The following is a 17,400-nucleotide window of genomic DNA, read 5'->3' as shown; positions in this document are numbered from 1 at the left end:
GCGGTGCGGAGAGCGCGGATATGCCGCGCAGCGACCGCGAGCGCGGCGAGGGCTTTCATCGCTCGCTGTCGAGAGCCATCACGGTCACTTCTAGCGAGCGCGGCGAGGGCTTTCAGCACGTGCCGTCGACTCCGGTCACTGCTAAAGAGCGAGCCGACGAATCTCACGCGACACCAACTACTCCACGAAGGGGCCGCGCTGGACGATGGGATCGCCGTGAGGCGCTCCAGCGATAGCGGCCAGCCGAACCCCCTCTTCACTCTCGACAGTCACTCTCGTCCCCTCGTCGATCCCCTCCAGCGCCGCGAAGTCCTCGACTGCGAAGTCCTCACCCTCCACCGTCCCCGACCCGTCGATCCCGTAGAGGAAGCCCGACCAGCCCGCCGGCGGGTCCCAGGTCCACGACCCCTCGACGGTCACGTCGAGGTAGGTCACGTCGGTCGCCAGCTCGATGGGCGAACCGCGGCCGACGACGGTCGTCACGGTCGCGTCGCCGGCGTCTTCGGTCGGCAACTCGCCGCCGCTCACGTCCTGAAACGCCGGGTCGGCGTCCTTCCGGTCGCGCGGGAGGTTCACCCACAGCTGGAGCCCGTTGCAGGCCGCGCCGTCGGCCGGGAGTTCCGAGTGGCGGATACCGCTCCCGGTCGTGATCCGCATCGCGTCGCCCGGGTAGGCGGTGTGCGATTCGCCCAGCGAATCGTCGTGGACCATCCCGCCCTCCAGCATGTACGAGACGATCTCGAACCCGCGATGGGGGTGGGTGTCGAAGCCCTGGTCGGCCGCGATGAAGAAGCGCTCGAAGACGACGAACGGGTCGAGGTGGTCCCGGACCGGCGTCGGCATCACCCGATTGCCGCGCATCCCGCCCGGATGGGTGATGTCCTCCGCGCTCTGTACCTCGGCGCCGCCGTCGACTGTCTCGTCCGTGTCCATTTACCGTCCGGTAAAGGCCGGGCGAACTAATACTCGACGGTCGACGATGGAGGGATATTTATATTTGATTTCTTACCTTATTCGAGTAAGATAGATTTTCTTTTATATTTACGGCGTGCTGCGTCTGTGCGAGTTGGGTGGGTGTTTCTGTTTCTAATGTCGTGAAACGAAGTCGAACGAGAGTGACCGGAAGAGACAGCGGGCGGTGAAAGCCCTCGCCGCGCTCGCGGTCGCTGAGCGGCATATCCGCGCTCTCGGCACCGCCCGCGCGGATAGGGGCCGCGCAGACGACTGCAACGAGCGCGAGCGCGCCTCGCCCTTTCAGTCCACCAGGGACTGCACAGCACCGCCACGGCAACCGTCCCGCACAGCACCGCAGACGGCCACACACCTCCCCAGCCGATTGCGGTGCTCGTCGCAGGCTCCTGCGCGCCTCATCCACCGTCAGAGGCAAGCTCTGACGAGCCTTCTCTCACGAGTTCGAGAAGACCTCGCGCGGCTACGGTCGCGCGCATGAACGCGCGCTCCAGCGCGCGCCGACCGCACCGCAACCGCAACAGCCGTCACCTGTGTCTCTCATTCTCGCAGAATCATATTGGATATCGTTTTATTATGTAATTATTATGTATAGTCGAACGGGCGCGAACTTCCGGGAGTCGCGTACTTAACTCGGACGCGGCCCGGCAGGGAACCATGGACGTGAACGCGAGTTCGCTGCCGCGGTGGCGCGGGTTCAACCTCCAGGCGAAGTTCATGGCGGACGACGAGGAGCGCTTCCGCGAGGCGGACTTCGAGTGGATGGCCGAGTGGGGCTTCGACTTCGCCCGGCTCCCGATGGACTACCGCTGCTGGACGGGCGAGGACTGGCGCGAGTTCGACGAGGACGCCCTCGAAGAGGTCGACGAGGCCGTCGAGTACGGGCGGAAACACGGCGTCCACGTGCAACTCAACTTCCACCGCGGCCCGGGGTTCACCGTCGCCGACCCGCCCGAGGAGACCGACCTGTGGACCGACGCCGAGACGCAGGCGGTGTTCGCCGAGCACTGGCAGCGATTCGCCGAGCGCTACGAGGGGACTCCCAGCGAGCAGTTGAGTTTCGACCTGATCAACGAGCCCGCGGAGACGAGCCACGGGGCCTACGCCGACGTGGTCCGCGATACCGTCGAAGCGATCCACGAGGTCGATCCCGACCGGCTCGTCGTGGCCGACGGGATGCGCTACGGCCGAGAACCCGTCTTCGAACTCGCCGGCGTCGACTGCGCCCAGTCGACCCGCGGGTACGACCCGTTCCCGCTGACCCACCACGAGGCGGAGTGGACCGACGTGGATCTGGACGAGCCGCCGACGTGGCCCTACGTCGACGACGCGGGGAAGGTCCACGGTCGGGAGTGGCTACGGACGACCCGGATCGCTCCGTGGAAGCGCCTCGAATCGACGGGCGTCGGCGTCCACGTCGGCGAGTGGGGCGTCTACAACCACACGCCCCACGACGTGACCCTCTCGTGGATGGAGGACGACCTCTCGCTGTGGGAGTCGGCCGGCTGGGGCTGGGCGCTGTGGAACTTCCGCGGCCCCTTCGGCGTCCTCGACAGCGACCGCGACGACGTCGACTACGAGGACTGGCACGGCCACGACTTGGACCGCGAGATGCTGGAACTGCTCCGGGAGTACTGACTCGCCCGCGGGCGCGAAGTCGCGGGACTCCCGGACCGGATTTCCCCCGCCGGTAGCTATTTTCGCCGGTCCCCCGATCCCCGTCCATGAGCATCGACCGCGTGGCCGTGACCGGCGGCAACGGGAAGATCGGCGAGGCGATCCTCCGCGAGTTCGCCGACGCCGGCTACGGGACCGTCGCCCTCTCGCGCGGGAAGCGCCGCGAGGAGGCGGCCGACAGCTACCGCACCACCGACCTGCTCGACGCCGGCGAGACCTACGGCTCGCTCGCCGCGAGCGACGCCGACGCCGTCGTCCACATGGGCACCATCCCCTCGCCCGTCCGCCACCCCGAACACGTCACCTTCGAGAGCAACGCGATGTCGGCCTACCACGTCCTCGAAGCCGCGGCGGAACTCGGGCTGGCGGCCGTCGTTCTCCCCTCCAGCATCAACGTCATGGGCGCCGACTACCAGGACGCCCCGACGGACGTGCGATATCTCCCGGTCGACGAGGAGCATCCGCTCACCCCGCGGGACCCCTACGCGCTCGGCAAGCACACGACCGAGGTCCTCGGGGACGGCTTCGGTCGCCGTCCGGACGCCCCGCGGGTCGCCTCGCTCCGGTACCCCTGGGTGCCGAGCGGCGACCAGATCCGCGAGCGGTTCGTCGGGACCGACCGCTCGCTGGACGCCGTCCGCGACAGCGGCCGCTCGACGCTGTTCTCCTATCTCCACGTCGCCGACGCGGCCGCGATCGCCCGCCGCGCCGTCGAGGCCGACTTCGCCGGCCACGAGGCGTTCTGGGCGGTCGCCGCCGACACGAACGTCGACGCGCCCTCCGAGCGGGTGGCCGCCGAGTGCTACCCCGACGCCGAGATCCGCGGCTCGCTCGACGGCCACGAGTCGCTCATCTCGACCGCGAAGGCCCGCGAGGTGCTCGGCTGGGAACCCGAACACAGCTGGCGGGACTACTGAGGCACGTCGCGGTTCGATAACCGCCGGGACGCAACCGGCGCCCCGCGACCGACGGACTGCGACCGGGCATCGCTCCGCGCGTGGAACGTGGAGCGGTCGCTACATGCCGTGGAGCCGAAAAAATCGAACTGCGTCGGTTGCGACTGCTCGTTACCGCTCGGCGGCCGCGGCGGCGTCGGACTCGCTACCGGAGTCGCTCGAATCGCCGTCGGAGCCGCTCGCCGACCCGCCGGCGGAGCCGCTCCCGGAACTCCCGTCGGAGTCGCCACCGGAGTCGTCACCGCCGACGACGCCGCCCTCGTCGGGCTCGCCGGCGTCCGTCCCGTTCGTCGACTCGACGACCTCGACGGGGACGGTGATCGTCCCGGGGACGCTGTAGGGGATCCCGTCCTCGTCGACGACCCAGTCGACGCGGAAGGCAATCGTGTTGTTGCCGGTCGCGATGGTCTCGTCCCCGAAGCGCTCGGTCTGGACTTCGAGGTTCCCGACTTCGACGGTGCCGCTGGGGGTGTTCGCCTCGAAGGCGGTCGCCTCGGTGGTCGCCTCGCCGCCGCCGAACCCGGCGCCGACGGAGATCCGGGAGGCGTTGACCCGCAGGTTCAGGCGCGGGCGGACCGCGGGCTCGCCCGTGCGGTTGGCCGACAGCGAGAGCGCGCTGATGCCGTTGTCGACGTCCGTGAGCGTGACGTTCGCCGCGGCCGACCCGTCGACGGGGACGGTCAGCGAACTCCGGTTGAGCGAGACGCCGACCTCGCGGCCGGCGTCCTGGGCGACGACGACGCGGCCGGTGGCGACGCCGCCGGCCTCGCGGGTGTCGGGGCTCGCGACGGTGACCTCGTAGAGGCCGGCGTCGAACGCGGCGGCCGAGACGTTCAGCCGGACCTCCTCGACGTCGCCGACCTCGATGCGGGCGACCTCGCGGCCGTCGACCGTCTCGACGCCGTCGAAGCCGTCGACGGTCCCGAAGGCGTTCCGGAGCTCCGCGGCGGAGACCGGCTCACCGTCCGAGTCCGTCGCCGAGGCGTGGAGGACGTAGTCCGAACGATCGGAGTACAGCGACAGCGAGACGCCGTCCTCGCCGGCGGCGGCGTCGACGAACGTCCGGTTGGTCTCGAGGTGGAAGAAGTCCTGGCTACGGAGGTCGAACGCGGCGGCCTCGCGGTCGGCGGTCTCGACGACCCGGCCGTCGTCGAGGACGACCGGCTCGCCGTCGGCGTTCCGGAGGACGTACTCGCCGGCGGGCAGCGTGGCCGACTCGAGGAGCACCTCGTCGTCCTCGAAGGCGAGTCGGCGGACGACGTGGGGTTCGAACTCGTCGTACTCGGCGGGCAGGCGGACCAGTTCGTAGGTCTCGCCGACGGCAGTCGCGTCGGCGAACCGGAGGTTCTGCCCGCGGTAGACCGTCTCGTTGGAGGTCGGGCCGGCGTCGGCCTCGAAGGCGTACTCGCCGTCGCCGCCCCGGGGCACGTCGACGGTCGCCGTGGTCACCGAGTAGTTCCCGGCGAGGAGGTTCGTGACGCCGGCCAGCGTGACGGCGTCCTCGCCGACGTGGGTCGCGGTCGGCGAGCCGTCGAACTCGGTCGACTCGACGAACCGCTGGGCGCCGTCCGCGCCGACGCCGCGGAGGCGCAGGGTCGTCGCGTTGCCGCCCACGAGGTCGCCGCGTTCGACCAGCAGGACGCCGCCGTCGCGGGGGGCGACTCCCTGGACGGTCGAGCGGGCGTCGGCGCCGTAGACGCGGCTCCAGCGCGTGACGCCGTCGTCGTCGAGGCGGCTGACCCAGGCGTTCGAGGTGGCGCCGTCGCCGAAGATGGTCCGGGAGCCGGCCAGCAGGACGCCGCCGTCGTCGGTCGGGACCGCGCCGACGACGCGCTGGTCGACGCTCCCGCGGACGGTCCGGTTGAGTTCGACCGCCCCGGAGGCGCTGGTCTTCAGCACCCACGGGTTCGCGTAGCCGGTCGTCCCGGCCACGAGGAAGCCGTCCTCGGTCGTCCGGAGCGTCACCGGCTCGGCGCTGATATCGTAGGTTTCCGTCCAGATAGCGTCGCCGCCGGTCAGCTCGGCCAGGCGGACGCCGTCGCCGCCGGGCAGCGTGTGGACCACGGCGACGCCCTGGTCGGTCGCGCGCAGCGTCTCGCCGCCGGACCCGACCGTCGCGGCCACGCTCGCGTTGAGTTCGTACCGCCAGGTCAGGTCGCCGTCCGCGGTGAGGCGGACGACCTCGGTGGTCGTCTCCGGCGGGTACGACTGGACCTGGGTCGGTCGCGTCGAGACGAGCGCGTACACGTCGCCGTCGGGACCGACCTCGACCTCGGCGATCTGGGTGGTCGCGTTCTCGGTCGAGAACGTCCGCGACCAGACGGTGCGGTCGTCCTCGACGCGCACGACCGAGCCGTTCACCGTCCGCGGGGTCGAGCGGACGCTGTAGTTCTCCGGCAGCACGACGCCGCCGGCGACGGTCCCGTCGTCGGTCTCCTCGATCGCCGTCGGGACGATGTCGCCGTAGGGACTGTTCGACTGTGCGTCGGCCGCGGCCGCGGCGGATCCGTCCGCGGCCTCGGCCGGGCTGGAGGGCCCTGCGGCGGCCGCACCGGCCGGCACCACTGCTGCGAGGGTGCCGACGACCATCAGCGCGGCCAGCCAGCAGGCTGTCGCCGTTCGTTCGCGAGACATGTACCGGGTCCGACTCACGGACGTACGGAGTAGGTTCCGCTTGCTCAAAGAGCGGTTTGAGTGTCACGCCGTGGCACGGTCCGGACGGCCGCGCCCGGTATTTATGTCGTCGAGGGCCCTACGCCCGGGCGTGACCGAGGACTACGCGCCGTCCGACGTGCCGGTCTACGAGAGCCCGGCCGCCCGGGACGCGGCCTACGAGACCGCCGAGCGCGAGGGGACTCCCTTCTTCGCGGTCGAGCGCTACGAGGAGGGCTACACCGTCACGTACGACCTGCTCCCCGCCGGCAAGGAACTCGCCAGGCCCGCGCGCAAGGAGCTCGACGAGCGGCTCACCCGCGAGATCGAGGCGCTGGTCGGCGACCCCGACGTGCCGGTCCGCGAGGTGAGCAAGAGCGTCGGCGTCTCGCTCGGGAGCGTCTCGCTGTTCGACCGCGAGGCGACCGCCCGCGAGGTCGCCGCCGTCGCTGCCCGGACCGCCCTCGACGAGTCCAACTGGGTCGAGGCCTCCGAACCGACCCCCGCCGACACCGAGTTCCGGCAGAACTGACCGGCACACCGTCCCCGCGCGCCGTCAGGCGCCCCCGCCCAGCACGTCGTCGGCCCACGCCGCGGGGACGACCAGCAACTGACGGTCGGTCGCCAGGTCGTCGCTCGTCGCGAAGACGATGTCGTCGCCGCTCTCGACGGCCATCGGTCCCCCGACCGCGTCGTCCCAGTGGTCGGTGACCTCGTCGGGGACCGTCAGCATCCGGTCGTCGTCGACCGCCGTAGTGGCGACGTAGTCGACCCCGTCGCCGCTGGCGACCGGGTCGAACCGCTCGGAGACGACGACGCTCCCGCCGTCGCGGACGCCCCAGTGGGCCTCCTCGCCGAGCGAGAGGAAGCCCCGGTTGAACGCCTGCTGGGGGACCGGCACCTCGTTGCTGTGTTCGTCGAACGCCGCCTCGCCCAGCCGGTCGTACGTAACCGTCTCGTCCGGCCCGGCGTCCGCCGCCGTCTCCGCGGCTTCTTCCCCGGGCCCGGCGTCAGCCGTCCCGTCCGCGCCGGTATCGGTCGCTCCGTCGTCGGCTGCTTCGGTGTCTCCGGTCCCCTCGCTGTCTCGTGCCCCGGCGTCCGCCGCGTCGGCGGTCCCACCGGCGGCGCCCCCGCCGGCCCCGGTTCCGTTTCCCTCGCCGGTGTCGACCCCCGTCCGGTCGCCGCCCGCGGCCCCCTCGATGTCCGGGGCGGTGTCGACGACCTCCGAGGCCGCGTCGCCGCCGGCGCGGTCGCCCTCGTCGCTCGACGACCCGACATCCCCGATGTCCGGGGCGGTGTCGACCACGTCCGACTGGTCGATGTCGATGCGTTCGCCGCCCGGCCCGCGGCCGGCGCGGCGCTGGACGGCGGCCACCGCCAGCAGCGCGCCGCCGACGGCCAGTCGGCCGAGGCCGCGTGCGCGCTCGCCGGCGCGGAGCGAGCGGACCCCCCGGACGACCGCTGCCCCGCCGAGGACGCCCGCCACCGTCCCCGACTTCGCGTGCTCGCGGAGGCGCGAGGCGAGCCCGGTCGCTCGCCCGTCGTCCCCGCTGGATTCCCCCGGCTGCGCGGTGTCTTCGTCCGCGATACCGCCGCGGCTGGCGTCTCCCTGACTCATGGATACGCCTTGGAGTCCCGGACGTAAATCCGCCCGGTCGGGGGTCGTCGTTCGCCCGGTCCGGCCGGCCGCGAACAGTCGCGGCCCGACCGAACGGGCCGTCGGTCCGGGCGGCCGGAGAGCGGGAATACGGCCCATAACAATACGGGGACCGGCCGCGAGTCCGGGTGCAACCGGGGCGCCGGAGCGTCGAGTCGTGGCGGTGCGGCCGGAGTCGGGTCGCGGGCGAGCGGCCCCGGCACACAGACACCCATGAAACTCGCACTCATCGGGTTCGGACAGGCGGGCGGGAAGATCGTCGACGAGTTCGTCGCCTACGAGCGGCGGACGGGACTCGACATCTTCACCGCTCCCGTCGCGGTCAACACCGCGAAGACGGACCTGCACGGGCTGGAGCACGTTCCCACAGACAACCGCGTCCTCATCGGCCAGGCCCGCGTGAAGGGCCACGGCGTCGGCGCCGACAACGAACTCGGCGCCGAGATCGCAGAACAGGACATCGACGAGGTCCAGGCGGCCCTCGACGAGATCCCCGTTCACGAGGTCGATGCGTTCCTGATCGTCGCGGGGCTCGGCGGCGGAACCGGATCGGGCGGCGCGCCGGTGCTCGCCAAGCACCTCAAGCGCATCTACACGGAGCCGGTCTTCGGCCTCGGGGTCCTCCCCGCGGCCGACGAGGGCGGCATCTACACGCTCAACGCCGCCCGCTCGTTCCAGACGTTCGTCCGCGAGACGGACAACGTCCTCGTGTTCGACAACGACGCCTGGCGGCAGACCGGCGAGTCGATGGCGGGCGGCTACGACGAGATCAACCGCGAGATCGTCCGCCGGTTCGGGATGCTGTTCGGCGCCGGCGAGACCGAGGGCAACGACAGAGTCGCCGAGAGCGTCGTCGACTCCTCGGAGATCATCAACACGCTCGCCGGCGGCGGCGTCTCCACGGTCGGCTACGCCGCCGAATCGGTGCAATCCGACGACGACGGCGGCCTCCGCTCGCGGATCCGCCGGGACGACGACGACGAGTTCGACGAGACGAACACGACCAACCGCATCACCTCGCTCGTCCGGAAGGCCGCGCTCGGCAGGCTCACGCTCCCCTGCGACCTCTCGGGGACCGAACGCTCGCTGCTCGTCGTCGGCGGACCGCCCGGACAGCTCAACCGGAAGGGCATCGAGCGCGGCCGCTCCTGGCTGGAGGAGGAGACCGGGAGCATGGAGGTGCGCGGCGGCGACTACCCGCTCCCCGACTCCGGGACCGTCGCGAGCGCCGTCCTGTTCTCCGGCGTCCACAGGGTCCCCCGGATCAAGGAACTCCAGCAGGTCGCCATCGAGGCCCGCGAGAACATCGACCGCCTGCGGGCCGAGAGCGAGGACAACCTCGACCGCCTCCTCCACGATGGCGCCGAGGAGATCTCGCCCCTCTACTGACCGCCGCTCTCCTGTCCCCGGTTCGGCCCTCCCCGTCACGGTCTCCTCGTACGGCTCTCCTCGTACGACTCTCCTCCTCACGCCGCTCCCCGCTACGGCCCCGGACCGATCCCGATCCCGGTTTTATATCTCTATAACTTATCGAGAACCATGGTAACGCCTGTACATATTACTTTATTACCCCTCCGGTCGTCGTCTGTAGTAGGAAGTTCCCTTCCTGTATCATGACAGCCTCGACTATCTCCCCCGACACTCGCAACACGTTCGAAAGCACAATCGGCGGCTACACGGTCGGCGGCCGCGCCCACAGCCTGTCGGCGTGGTTCGTCCTCTCGCTCAGACTCATGATGGGCTACGCGTTCCTGTACTCGGGCGCGACGAAGGTCCTCGCCGGCGGCTTCGACGCCGGCGGCTACCTGTCGAACGTCGCCGCGACCAACGGCAACCCGCTGGCCGGGCTGTTCGCGTGGATGGGATCGACGCCCTGGTTCGTCGAGTTCGCCAACGTCGCCGTCCCGTGGGGCGAGGTCCTCATCGGGCTCGGCCTGCTCGTCGGCGCACTCGTCCGCCTCGCAGCGTTCTTCGGCGCGCTGATGATGCTCATGTTCTACTTCGGCAACTGGGACATGGCCCACGGGTTCATCAACGGCGACTTCGCCTACATGCTCGTGTTCCTCGCCGTCGCCGCCTTCGGCGCGGGCCGCATTCTCGGCCTGGACGCCTACATCGAGAACTACGACGTGGGCGGGGAGACGCTCGTCGAGCGCTACCCCCGTCTCGAATACGTCCTCGGCTGAGGGCCACGCCCCTCGATTTCCCCGCGCTCTGCGACCGCACCCTGTTTTCGCGACCGCTTCCCCCGACGAGCGGCGGGTCTCCTGCGGAGCGACCGACCGTATCCGCGACGTTTCAGTCGGACGCCGCCGGGCCGGGGCCGGACCCCGCGGTCGCGTCGGCTCCGCTTCCGGGCTCGGCAGACCCGTTCCGGACGGCCGGCGGGTGACTGAACGGGGCCGTCGATTCGGCGTCCAGCGGCCGGCGCATCCGGACGGCGCCCAGGCCCCCGCCGGCGACGGACGGTTCGGACTCCGTCTCGAAGCCGAGTTCGTCGTAGACGTGCCGGGCGGCGCGGTTGTCCGGTTCGACGACGAGCGCGAGCGCGTCGCGGTCGGCGACGGCCGCCGCCGCGACCACGTGTTTGCTCACCTCCGTGCCGAGCCCGCGGTCCTGGTAGTCCTGGTGGACGAAGACGGCGAACTCCGGCTCGGCCGCGTCGGTCGGCGTGTACAGCGCGTGGCCGACCAGTCGGTCGCCGCCCTCGACGACGAAGTTACAGCCGTCGTCGAGGCAGTCGTCGACCCAGTCTTCCAGCCGCGGGCGGTGACGGGGCGGCAGTCCCTGGGCCTGTTCGCCCGGCGCGAAGTCGTCGTACATCTCGACGAGCGCCGCGCGGTCCTCGCCCGTCGCGGGGCGGACCACCCACGGCTCGCCCGTCCGGTCGACGAACCGCGGACAGCGCGGCGGGCAGTGGGCCGACCCCTCGCACTCCGTCGGCGCCCAGTACGTGCACGTCCCGTCGGCGTCGGTCATACACGAACGTCCCTTCCCGACGGGGATAAGGGGGCCACCGCGCTCTCAGTCGCTGGGAACGGGTAGGGAGGGTCGCAGGTCGGTGGCCGCTTCGTCCTTCAGCGGTCGTTTGACCCTCCAGAAGGCCCTTTCCGGTACCGGCTGTGGGTTGCGACCATGCCCACTCGACGCCGAACGCTCGCGCTCGCGGCCGGCCTCGCCGCGTCGCTGACCGGCTGTCTCGGCGACGGCGACGCCGGGAGCGGGACGGACCCGCCGACGGCTGACGCGACGCCGACGGACGAACCGACCGCTCGACAACCGACCGGCACTGCCCCGACGCCCTCCCCGTCGGCGACGCCCACCCCGGGGCCCGACGGGACGCCCACCGTCGCGGGGACCGACGAACCCCGGAAGACGGCCGACCCGGCCACGCCGGCACCGCCCGCGACCGTCACCCGCGTCCCGGACGAACTCCCCGAGTGGACCGCAGCCCACTGGGTCGACACCGACTACGCGGACGTCCTCGGGCTCGACGGGGGCGAAGACCGTCTCTACGTCACGCTGGGGTCGGACGGTGGCGGCCGCTCGGCCGTCGCCGCGCTGTCGCCCGGCCGGACCGACTTCGACTGGGTCCAGTCGTTCGCGGGCGAGGCCGAGGCGCGCTCACACCACGAACCGACCGACGCCACCGACACCTGGGGCGTGACCGTCGGCGGCGGGACCGTCTACAGCGTCCACGGCCGCGGCGACTCCTACGAGTGGACGGCGCTGCACGCCCTCGACGCGGGGACGGGCACCGAACGCTGGTCGTTCAAGCGCGAGCGCCGCCTCGGTGTCTGCGGTTTCCTCGACGGCGCCGTCGCCGTCCGCGCCACGGAGTTCTTCGAGCCCGAGCACAGCCACGACACGCCGGAGGAACCGCTGGAGACGACGGTCTACGCCGTCGACACCCAGAGTGGCGACCCACGGTGGTCGGCATCGCTCGCGGGGCTATCCGCACTGGCGGTCGGTCCGGAAGCAGTCTACGCCGCCAGCGGCCGGACGCTCTCGGCGTACGGTCCCGGCGGCGACCGGCGGTGGCGCCGCGAACTCGCCGCCCCCGTCCGGCTGGCCACCGTCCTCGGCGACACCGTCGTCTGCTCGGTCGGCGAGAGCGACGACGACTCCTCGCTGGTCGGCCTCTCGACCGGCGGCGAGACGGCGTGGACCCGCTCGCTGTCGGCGCGGTGGTTCGTCCCGACCGACGACCGGGTGTACGTCGGGGACGACTCGGTGGCCGCCGTCGCCGCCGACGGGACCGTCGCCTGGCGCGAGCGCGCCTCCGCCCACGACCCGCTGCTCTCCGCGGACGGGAACCGGCTGTACACCCGGACCAACGCGCGGATGAACGCCGTCGACGCCTACGACCTCCCCGGCGGCGACCGGCCGTTCCGGTTCGTCACTCCCTCGAACAACGGCTGGCCGGCCGCCGCCACGGCCGAGACGCTCGTCGCCGAGGCGATCGCCCCCGAGCAGGCCGAGTTCACCAGCCTCTTCGCCGTCGACGCGGCGACCGGCGAACCGCGCGCTGTCTACCGGCCGGACGACTCCGTGTTCACCGTCGCGGGGTTCGACGGGACGGTCTACGCCGGGTTCGGGGACGGTCGCCTGGGCGTCTTCGAGGCCGCCGAGTGAGTTCGACCGCCCGGCGACGCCTCATACGGATTATTGCAAGCGTTTCCCGGGTCGACCGCACGACTGCGTGCGGTCGATCCCGGAATGACTTGCAATAATCCGTATCACTCCTCGTCGAGTTCCGCCTGCCAGTCCTGCACCGTCGCCATCAGCTCGACCGGCGGCGTCTCGTTCACGTCGAGATCGCGCAGTTCGTCCAGCACGTCCTCGACCTCGGGGTCGAGCGCCGGCCCCGCGTCGGCGGACTCGCCGACCGCGTGACTGCCGTCGGTGGCGAGCTGTTCGCCGCCCGAGCCCGTCCCTTCGTCGGCCGTCGGCTCCGTGTCGGCCGCCGACCCGTCGCCGCCATCCCCGGTCTTGAACTGCCCGCTGCTCAGGTCGAAGACGGCCTGGGTGGTGCCCGAGCCCGAGTCGCTCCCGCGGACCTCGATGGCCTCCTCCTCGCGGAGCCGGTCGAGCACCGCCCGCGAGCGGTCGACGACGGGGTCGGGCACGCCCGCCAGGTCGGCGACGTGGATCCCGTAGGAGCGGTCGGTCGGCCCGTCCTCGACGGTCCGGAGGAAGGTCACGTCGCCGTCGCGCTCCTCCGCTGCGACGTGGACGTTCTGGACGCTCGGCAGCTCCTCCCCGAGGACCGTCAGCTCGTGGTAGTGGGTGGCGAACAGCGTCTTCGCCGCGACGTTGTTGACGATGTACTCGCTGGCGGCCCACGCGATAGAGATACCGTCGTAGGTCGCGGTCCCGCGGCCCACCTCGTCGAGGATCACGAGCGAGTCGTCGGTCGCCGAGTGGAGGATGTTCGACAGCTCCTGCATCTCGACCATGAACGTCGAGCGGCCCTGCGCGAGCTCGTCCAGCGCGCCGACGCGCGTGTAGATACCGTCGACCAGCCCCACGCGCGCCGAGCGGGCGGGGACGAAACTCCCCACCTGCGCGAGTAGCGTGATCAGCGCCGCCTGGCGCATGTACGTCGACTTCCCGCTCATGTTCGGCCCCGTCACGATGAGGAACTGCCGGTCGTCGTCCATCCGCAGGTCGTTCGGGACGAACTGCGTCGTCTGCTCGACGACCGGGTGCCGCCCCTGCTCGACGACCAGTTCCCGCCCGTCGGACAGTTCGGGCCGGGTCCAGTCGTTGCGCACGGCGTGGGCGGCCAGGCTCGCCAGCGCGTCGCACTCCGCCAGCGCCCGCCCGGTCTCCTGGAGGGCCTCGGCGCGGGCCGCGACGCGGTCCCGGAGGCGTTCGAATATCTGCCGTTCGAGTTCGTGACGGCGCTCCTCCAGCCGGAGGATCTCCCGTTCCTTCTCCGCCAGTTCGTCGATGACGTACCGCTCGGAGTTCTTGAGCGTCTTTATCTGCTCGTACGCCTCGGGCACCGCGTCGGTCTCGCTCTTGCCGACCTGGATGTAGTAGCCGTCGGTCTTGTTGCGGTCGACCGAGAGGTGGGTGATGCCCGTCCGCTCTTTCTCCCGTTCGGGCAGGTGCTCGATCCAGTCGAGCGCCGCCTCGTGGTCGTCGATGATCTCGTCGAGTTCGGGGTCGAACCCCCGCCGGATCAGTCCGCCCTGAGTCACCGTCCCGGGCGGGTCTTCGACGAGCGCCTCGTCGAGGTCGGCAGCGAGTTCGGCCGCAGCTTCCCTGTCCGGCCGGTCGAGCACGTCCCCCAGCGGCGAGTCGGCGAGTCGCTCGCTGTCGGCGACGAGGTCGCCGACCTCGGAGAGCAGTGCGAGCGTCTCCTGGGCTGCCCGGAGGTCCCGGGCGTCGGCGCTGCCCGACGCGGCCTTCGAGGCCAGCCGTTCGAGGTCGTAGGCGTCGCCGAGCGTCCCGCGTAGCTGGTCGCGGGCCATCGCCGCCTCCGCGAGCGCCGCCACCGCGGACTGGCGGCGGCCGAGCTCCTCCCGCGAGCGGCGCGGGCGCTGGAGCCACTCCCGGAGGAGCCGTCCGCCGGCGCTCGTGACCGTGTGGTCGACCGTGTCGAACAGCGACCCCTCGCGGTCGCCCTGCATCGTCTCCGTGAGTTCGAGGTTGCGCTGGGTCGTCGCGTCGAGGTCGACGTAGGCCGACTCGTCGAACGACTGCAGCCGCGTCATCGACGCCAGCACGCCCGCGCCCGTCTCGTCGACGTAGGAGACGACGGCACCGGACGCGCGGACCGCGGCCTCCGCGTCGGCGATGCCGACGCTCTCCAGGGTCTCCGTCCCGAACTGCTCGCGGACGCGATGCCGGGCGCGGCCCGGCGCGAACGCCTCCGTGGTGTGCAGCGACAGCGAGGCGTCGGTGCGCTCGCGGATCTCGTCCAGAAAGTCGTCGTCCGAGCGGACCTCGGGGCCGGGCAGGACCTCCGCGGGGTCGAACTTGTACAGCTCCGTCAGCGCCGCGCTCGTCGCGTCGGCCCCCGACTGTTCGGTGACGAGGAACTGCCCCGTCGTCACGTCCGCGACGGCGATGCCGTAGGTGGCGTCGTCGCCATCGCTCCCGCCGCTGTCGCCGCGGCCGCTCCCGCCCTCGCGGACGACCGCCGCGAGGTACTGCGCGTCGTCGTCGCTCGTTTCGAGGTGCGTCCCGGGGGTCACGACCCGCGTGATCTCGCGGGCGTGGCCGTCCGCCGTCTCGTACTGGTCGGCGACGGCCACGCGGTACCCCCGTTCGACGAGCGCGGAGAGATAGGGCGTCAGGTCGTCCAGCGGCACGCCCGCCATCGGGTACGACGAGCCGTGCGAGGACTTCTGTGAGACCTTGAGGTCTAACTCGTCCGCGACGGTCTCGGCGTCCTCGGCGAAGAACTCGTAGAAATCGCCGCACTGCATCGCCAGCAAGTCGGCGTCGGTCTCCTCCTTCAGCGAGAGGAACTCCCCGACGATACCCGTCGCCTCGGTCATACCCTGAGGTGTGTCCGAACTGGGGTAAAAGCCTACGGGTCCGGAGCGGAAGTAGTCACTGTCCCGTGCGGCGGTCGCACCGCGGTCGCGTCACCGTCCACTGGGCGTCGGGTCGAAGCCGCCGAAGCGACCGAGGAACCCACGCGCGGCGAGTCCGAGGAGGCCCGCCGCGAGCGTCAGGGCGAGGACGACGACGCCGAACTCAGCGAGGTAGTCCGGCGTGGCGGACCAGACGGCGGTCCCGCGGCCGTCGCCGAGGAAGGCGACCCCGGACGCCCAGCCGACCAGCAGCCCGGGAGCGACCGTTCGCTTCCGGGTCGCGAACAGGACCGCGGCCGTGACGGCCGCGGCGAGGAACAGGCCCCGCGTCGCGACGGCGACGTAGTGGATCCCGCGGGCCCAGGCGGACCCGTAGGTGGTCGGAACGGGCGTCCACGTGATGAAGACCGCGAGCGCAAGGGCGGCACCGACGGCCCCGCCCGCGAGCGCGTCCCGTCCGGACAGCAGCGACCGGACGGACGACGGCCAGCGGAGCAGCGACTCCGATCCGAACGCCAGGAGGAAGACGCCGAAGGCGATCGCGCCGGCCGACCACAGCGCCGTCACTGGCCGTCCGCGGTTCAGTCCGAACCCCCAGGTCAGCACCCACGGCACGACCGCGAAGGCGACGAGACCGACCCCGGCCGACGTAGGTGCTCGTCGGCAAGTGAACCCGACGCCGGCACCGAGACCGCCGAAGTACAGAGCGAACGTGGCCGCTTGCGTCGGCTCGGGCAGTTCGAGCGCGAACCCGAGCGCGACCGCGTAGGCGACAGCCGCCGCGAGCACGACGAGGGCGCCTGCGAGCGGGCGGTCCGACTTGCCGACGGCTACCAGTGGATGCGTCCGCTCCGCCGCCGCAGGTTCACCCGTCGACTCCGGGGGATCGTCGCTCGACACACTCACATATCTTTCCTGGGAATTGAAAGATCTTGTCCCGCGCTACTCGTATTCGACGCCCGGCTACTCGTACTCGACGCCCGCCTCGTCCAGCTCGTCCTTCAGCGCCTCGGCGGCTGCCTCGAACCCCTCGGGGCCGCTGTAGCCGTAGGCCGACCCCGCGAACGCCAAGTGCGGTTCCAGCGACAGCGGACCGTCGAACCCTCGCTCGTGCAGTGCCGCCACGGTCTCGCCGATGCGTCCGTCGCCCTCGCCGGCGGGACGGATCTCGCCGCGCTCGCCGTACTCGGCGTCCTTGACGTGGACCTGGTCGACGTACTCGACGACCTGCAGGAGCGCGTCCGGATACGGCCTGGCGCCGATCTCCAGGTAGTTCGCGGGGTCGAAGACCGCCCGCAGGTGCGGCGAGTCGACGGTCGTCAAGAGATCCCGCATCCGCCCGGGCGTGTCGCCGTAGATGTCCTTCTCGTTCTCCAGGACGAGCGTCACGTCCGCCGATTCGGCCCGTTCGACCGCCGCGCGGGTCCGCCGCAGGACCTCCTCGCGGTGGTCGGCCGGGTCGTCGCCGTCGGGAATGTAGTAGGAGAACACCCGCACGCGGTCGGTGTCGAAGCGGTTCGCCAGTTCCAGCGCCCGCTCCAGTCGCTCCAGGTGGGGTTCGAAGTCGTCCCCGATACCGATCTTCCCGATCGGCGAGCCGATGGAGGTGACCGAGAAGCCCCGGTCGTCCAGCGCGGCTTCGAGGGCGTCCAGCCGGTCCTCGGAGAGGTCGAGCGCGTTCTCCGACCAGACTCCGCGCAGGTCGAGGTGGCTGATGTCGAGCGATTCGAGCGTCGCGAGCTGTTCGTCGAGGTCGTCGGCGATCTCGTCGGCGAACCCGCTGATCGGTAGGGCTTCGGCCATGACTCGCCGGTCGGCGCGCGGGGTGGTGTGTCTTGCGCCCGCGGAGAGGGGTGCCAGGAAACCGAGTCGCGGTCCCGGCCGCACCGGGGGGCCCGCGGCGGCGCCCCCTCCCGTCGTCTCCGGATCGACCGGT

The 17,400-nt window shown here is 71.2% G+C and carries 13 protein-coding genes; 6 read left to right on the top strand and 7 right to left on the bottom strand.

Translation table 11 applies throughout. From position 1 onward, the window contains the following. Positions 1–177: 177 nt before the first annotated feature. On the bottom strand, positions 178–933 hold the full coding sequence (locus ACMGFI_RS01180; protein WP_436906760.1) for a pirin family protein: 756 nt from the start codon (positions 931–933) through the stop codon (positions 178–180). Between the two features lie 693 nt (positions 934–1,626). On the opposite strand from ACMGFI_RS01180, the gene ACMGFI_RS01175 reads away from it, so the two are divergent. Then, positions 1,627–2,607, top strand: coding sequence for a glycoside hydrolase family 5 protein (locus tag ACMGFI_RS01175; RefSeq protein WP_436906759.1), 981 nt, complete (start codon positions 1,627–1,629; stop codon positions 2,605–2,607). Between the two features lie 86 nt (positions 2,608–2,693). Next, the gene (locus ACMGFI_RS01170; RefSeq protein ID WP_436906758.1) at positions 2,694–3,563 is read left to right on the top strand and encodes an NAD-dependent epimerase/dehydratase family protein; all 870 of its coding nucleotides are present in this window, start codon (positions 2,694–2,696) and stop codon (positions 3,561–3,563) included. 150 nt (positions 3,564–3,713) lie between these two features. Here ACMGFI_RS01170 and ACMGFI_RS01165 read toward each other — a convergent pair whose 3' ends face one another. After that, positions 3,714–6,236 carry a hypothetical protein gene (locus ACMGFI_RS01165; RefSeq protein WP_436906757.1) on the bottom strand — a complete coding sequence of 841 codons (2,523 nt, stop codon included), beginning with the start codon at positions 6,234–6,236 and terminating at the stop codon, positions 3,714–3,716. Positions 6,237–6,366: 130 nt separating this feature from the next. On the opposite strand from ACMGFI_RS01165, the gene ACMGFI_RS01160 reads away from it, so the two are divergent. Next, complete coding sequence (locus ACMGFI_RS01160) at positions 6,367–6,786, top strand: hypothetical protein (protein ID WP_436906756.1); 420 nt, start codon at positions 6,367–6,369, stop codon at positions 6,784–6,786. 24 nt (positions 6,787–6,810) lie between these two features. On the opposite strand, the gene ACMGFI_RS01155 is transcribed toward ACMGFI_RS01160, so the two are convergent. Further along, a complete protein-coding gene (locus ACMGFI_RS01155; protein WP_436906755.1) occupies positions 6,811–7,872 on the bottom strand; it encodes a hypothetical protein in 1,062 nt (353 codons plus the stop codon). Between the two features lie 252 nt (positions 7,873–8,124). Here ACMGFI_RS01155 and ACMGFI_RS01150 point away from each other — a divergent pair, with 252 nt between their 5' ends. Next, entirely contained in the window at positions 8,125–9,300 is a 1,176-nt protein-coding gene (locus tag ACMGFI_RS01150) for a tubulin/FtsZ family protein (protein WP_436906754.1), read from the top strand. Positions 9,301–9,524: 224 nt separating this feature from the next. After that, positions 9,525–10,097, top strand: a complete 573-nt coding sequence (locus ACMGFI_RS01145) for a DoxX family protein (RefSeq protein WP_436906753.1) — start codon at positions 9,525–9,527, stop codon at positions 10,095–10,097. Positions 10,098–10,209: 112 nt separating this feature from the next. Here the strand turns inward: ACMGFI_RS01145 and ACMGFI_RS01140 are convergent, their stop codons facing one another. After that, complete coding sequence (locus ACMGFI_RS01140) at positions 10,210–10,890, bottom strand: GNAT family N-acetyltransferase (protein WP_436906752.1); 681 nt, start codon at positions 10,888–10,890, stop codon at positions 10,210–10,212. A 156-nt stretch (positions 10,891–11,046) separates the two neighbouring features. On the opposite strand from ACMGFI_RS01140, the gene ACMGFI_RS01135 reads away from it, so the two are divergent. Continuing rightward, positions 11,047–12,546: an outer membrane protein assembly factor BamB family protein gene (locus ACMGFI_RS01135; RefSeq protein ID WP_436906751.1), complete on the top strand. Its 1,500-nt coding sequence runs from the start codon at positions 11,047–11,049 to the stop codon at positions 12,544–12,546. A 104-nt stretch (positions 12,547–12,650) separates the two neighbouring features. Here ACMGFI_RS01135 and mutS read toward each other — a convergent pair whose 3' ends face one another. From mutS to ACMGFI_RS01120, 3 genes are all read right to left on the bottom strand, one after another. Then, a complete protein-coding gene (gene mutS / locus ACMGFI_RS01130; protein WP_436906750.1) occupies positions 12,651–15,425 on the bottom strand; it encodes a DNA mismatch repair protein MutS in 2,775 nt (924 codons plus the stop codon). Between the two features lie 90 nt (positions 15,426–15,515). Next, positions 15,516–16,364: a hypothetical protein gene (locus tag ACMGFI_RS01125; protein ID WP_436906749.1), complete on the bottom strand. Its 849-nt coding sequence runs from the start codon at positions 16,362–16,364 to the stop codon at positions 15,516–15,518. Positions 16,365–16,427: 63 nt separating this feature from the next. Beyond that, positions 16,428–17,267 (bottom strand): sugar phosphate isomerase/epimerase family protein, encoded by an 840-nt coding sequence (locus ACMGFI_RS01120; protein ID WP_436906748.1) that lies wholly within the window; start codon positions 17,265–17,267, stop codon positions 16,428–16,430. Positions 17,268–17,400: the final 133 nt, after the last annotated feature.

This window comes from Halosimplex marinum (assembly GCF_051414075.1).
Classification (GTDB): Archaea; Halobacteriota; Halobacteria; order Halobacteriales; family Haloarculaceae; genus Halosimplex; species Halosimplex marinum.
This window is presented reverse-complemented; position numbering and strand designations above follow the sequence as displayed.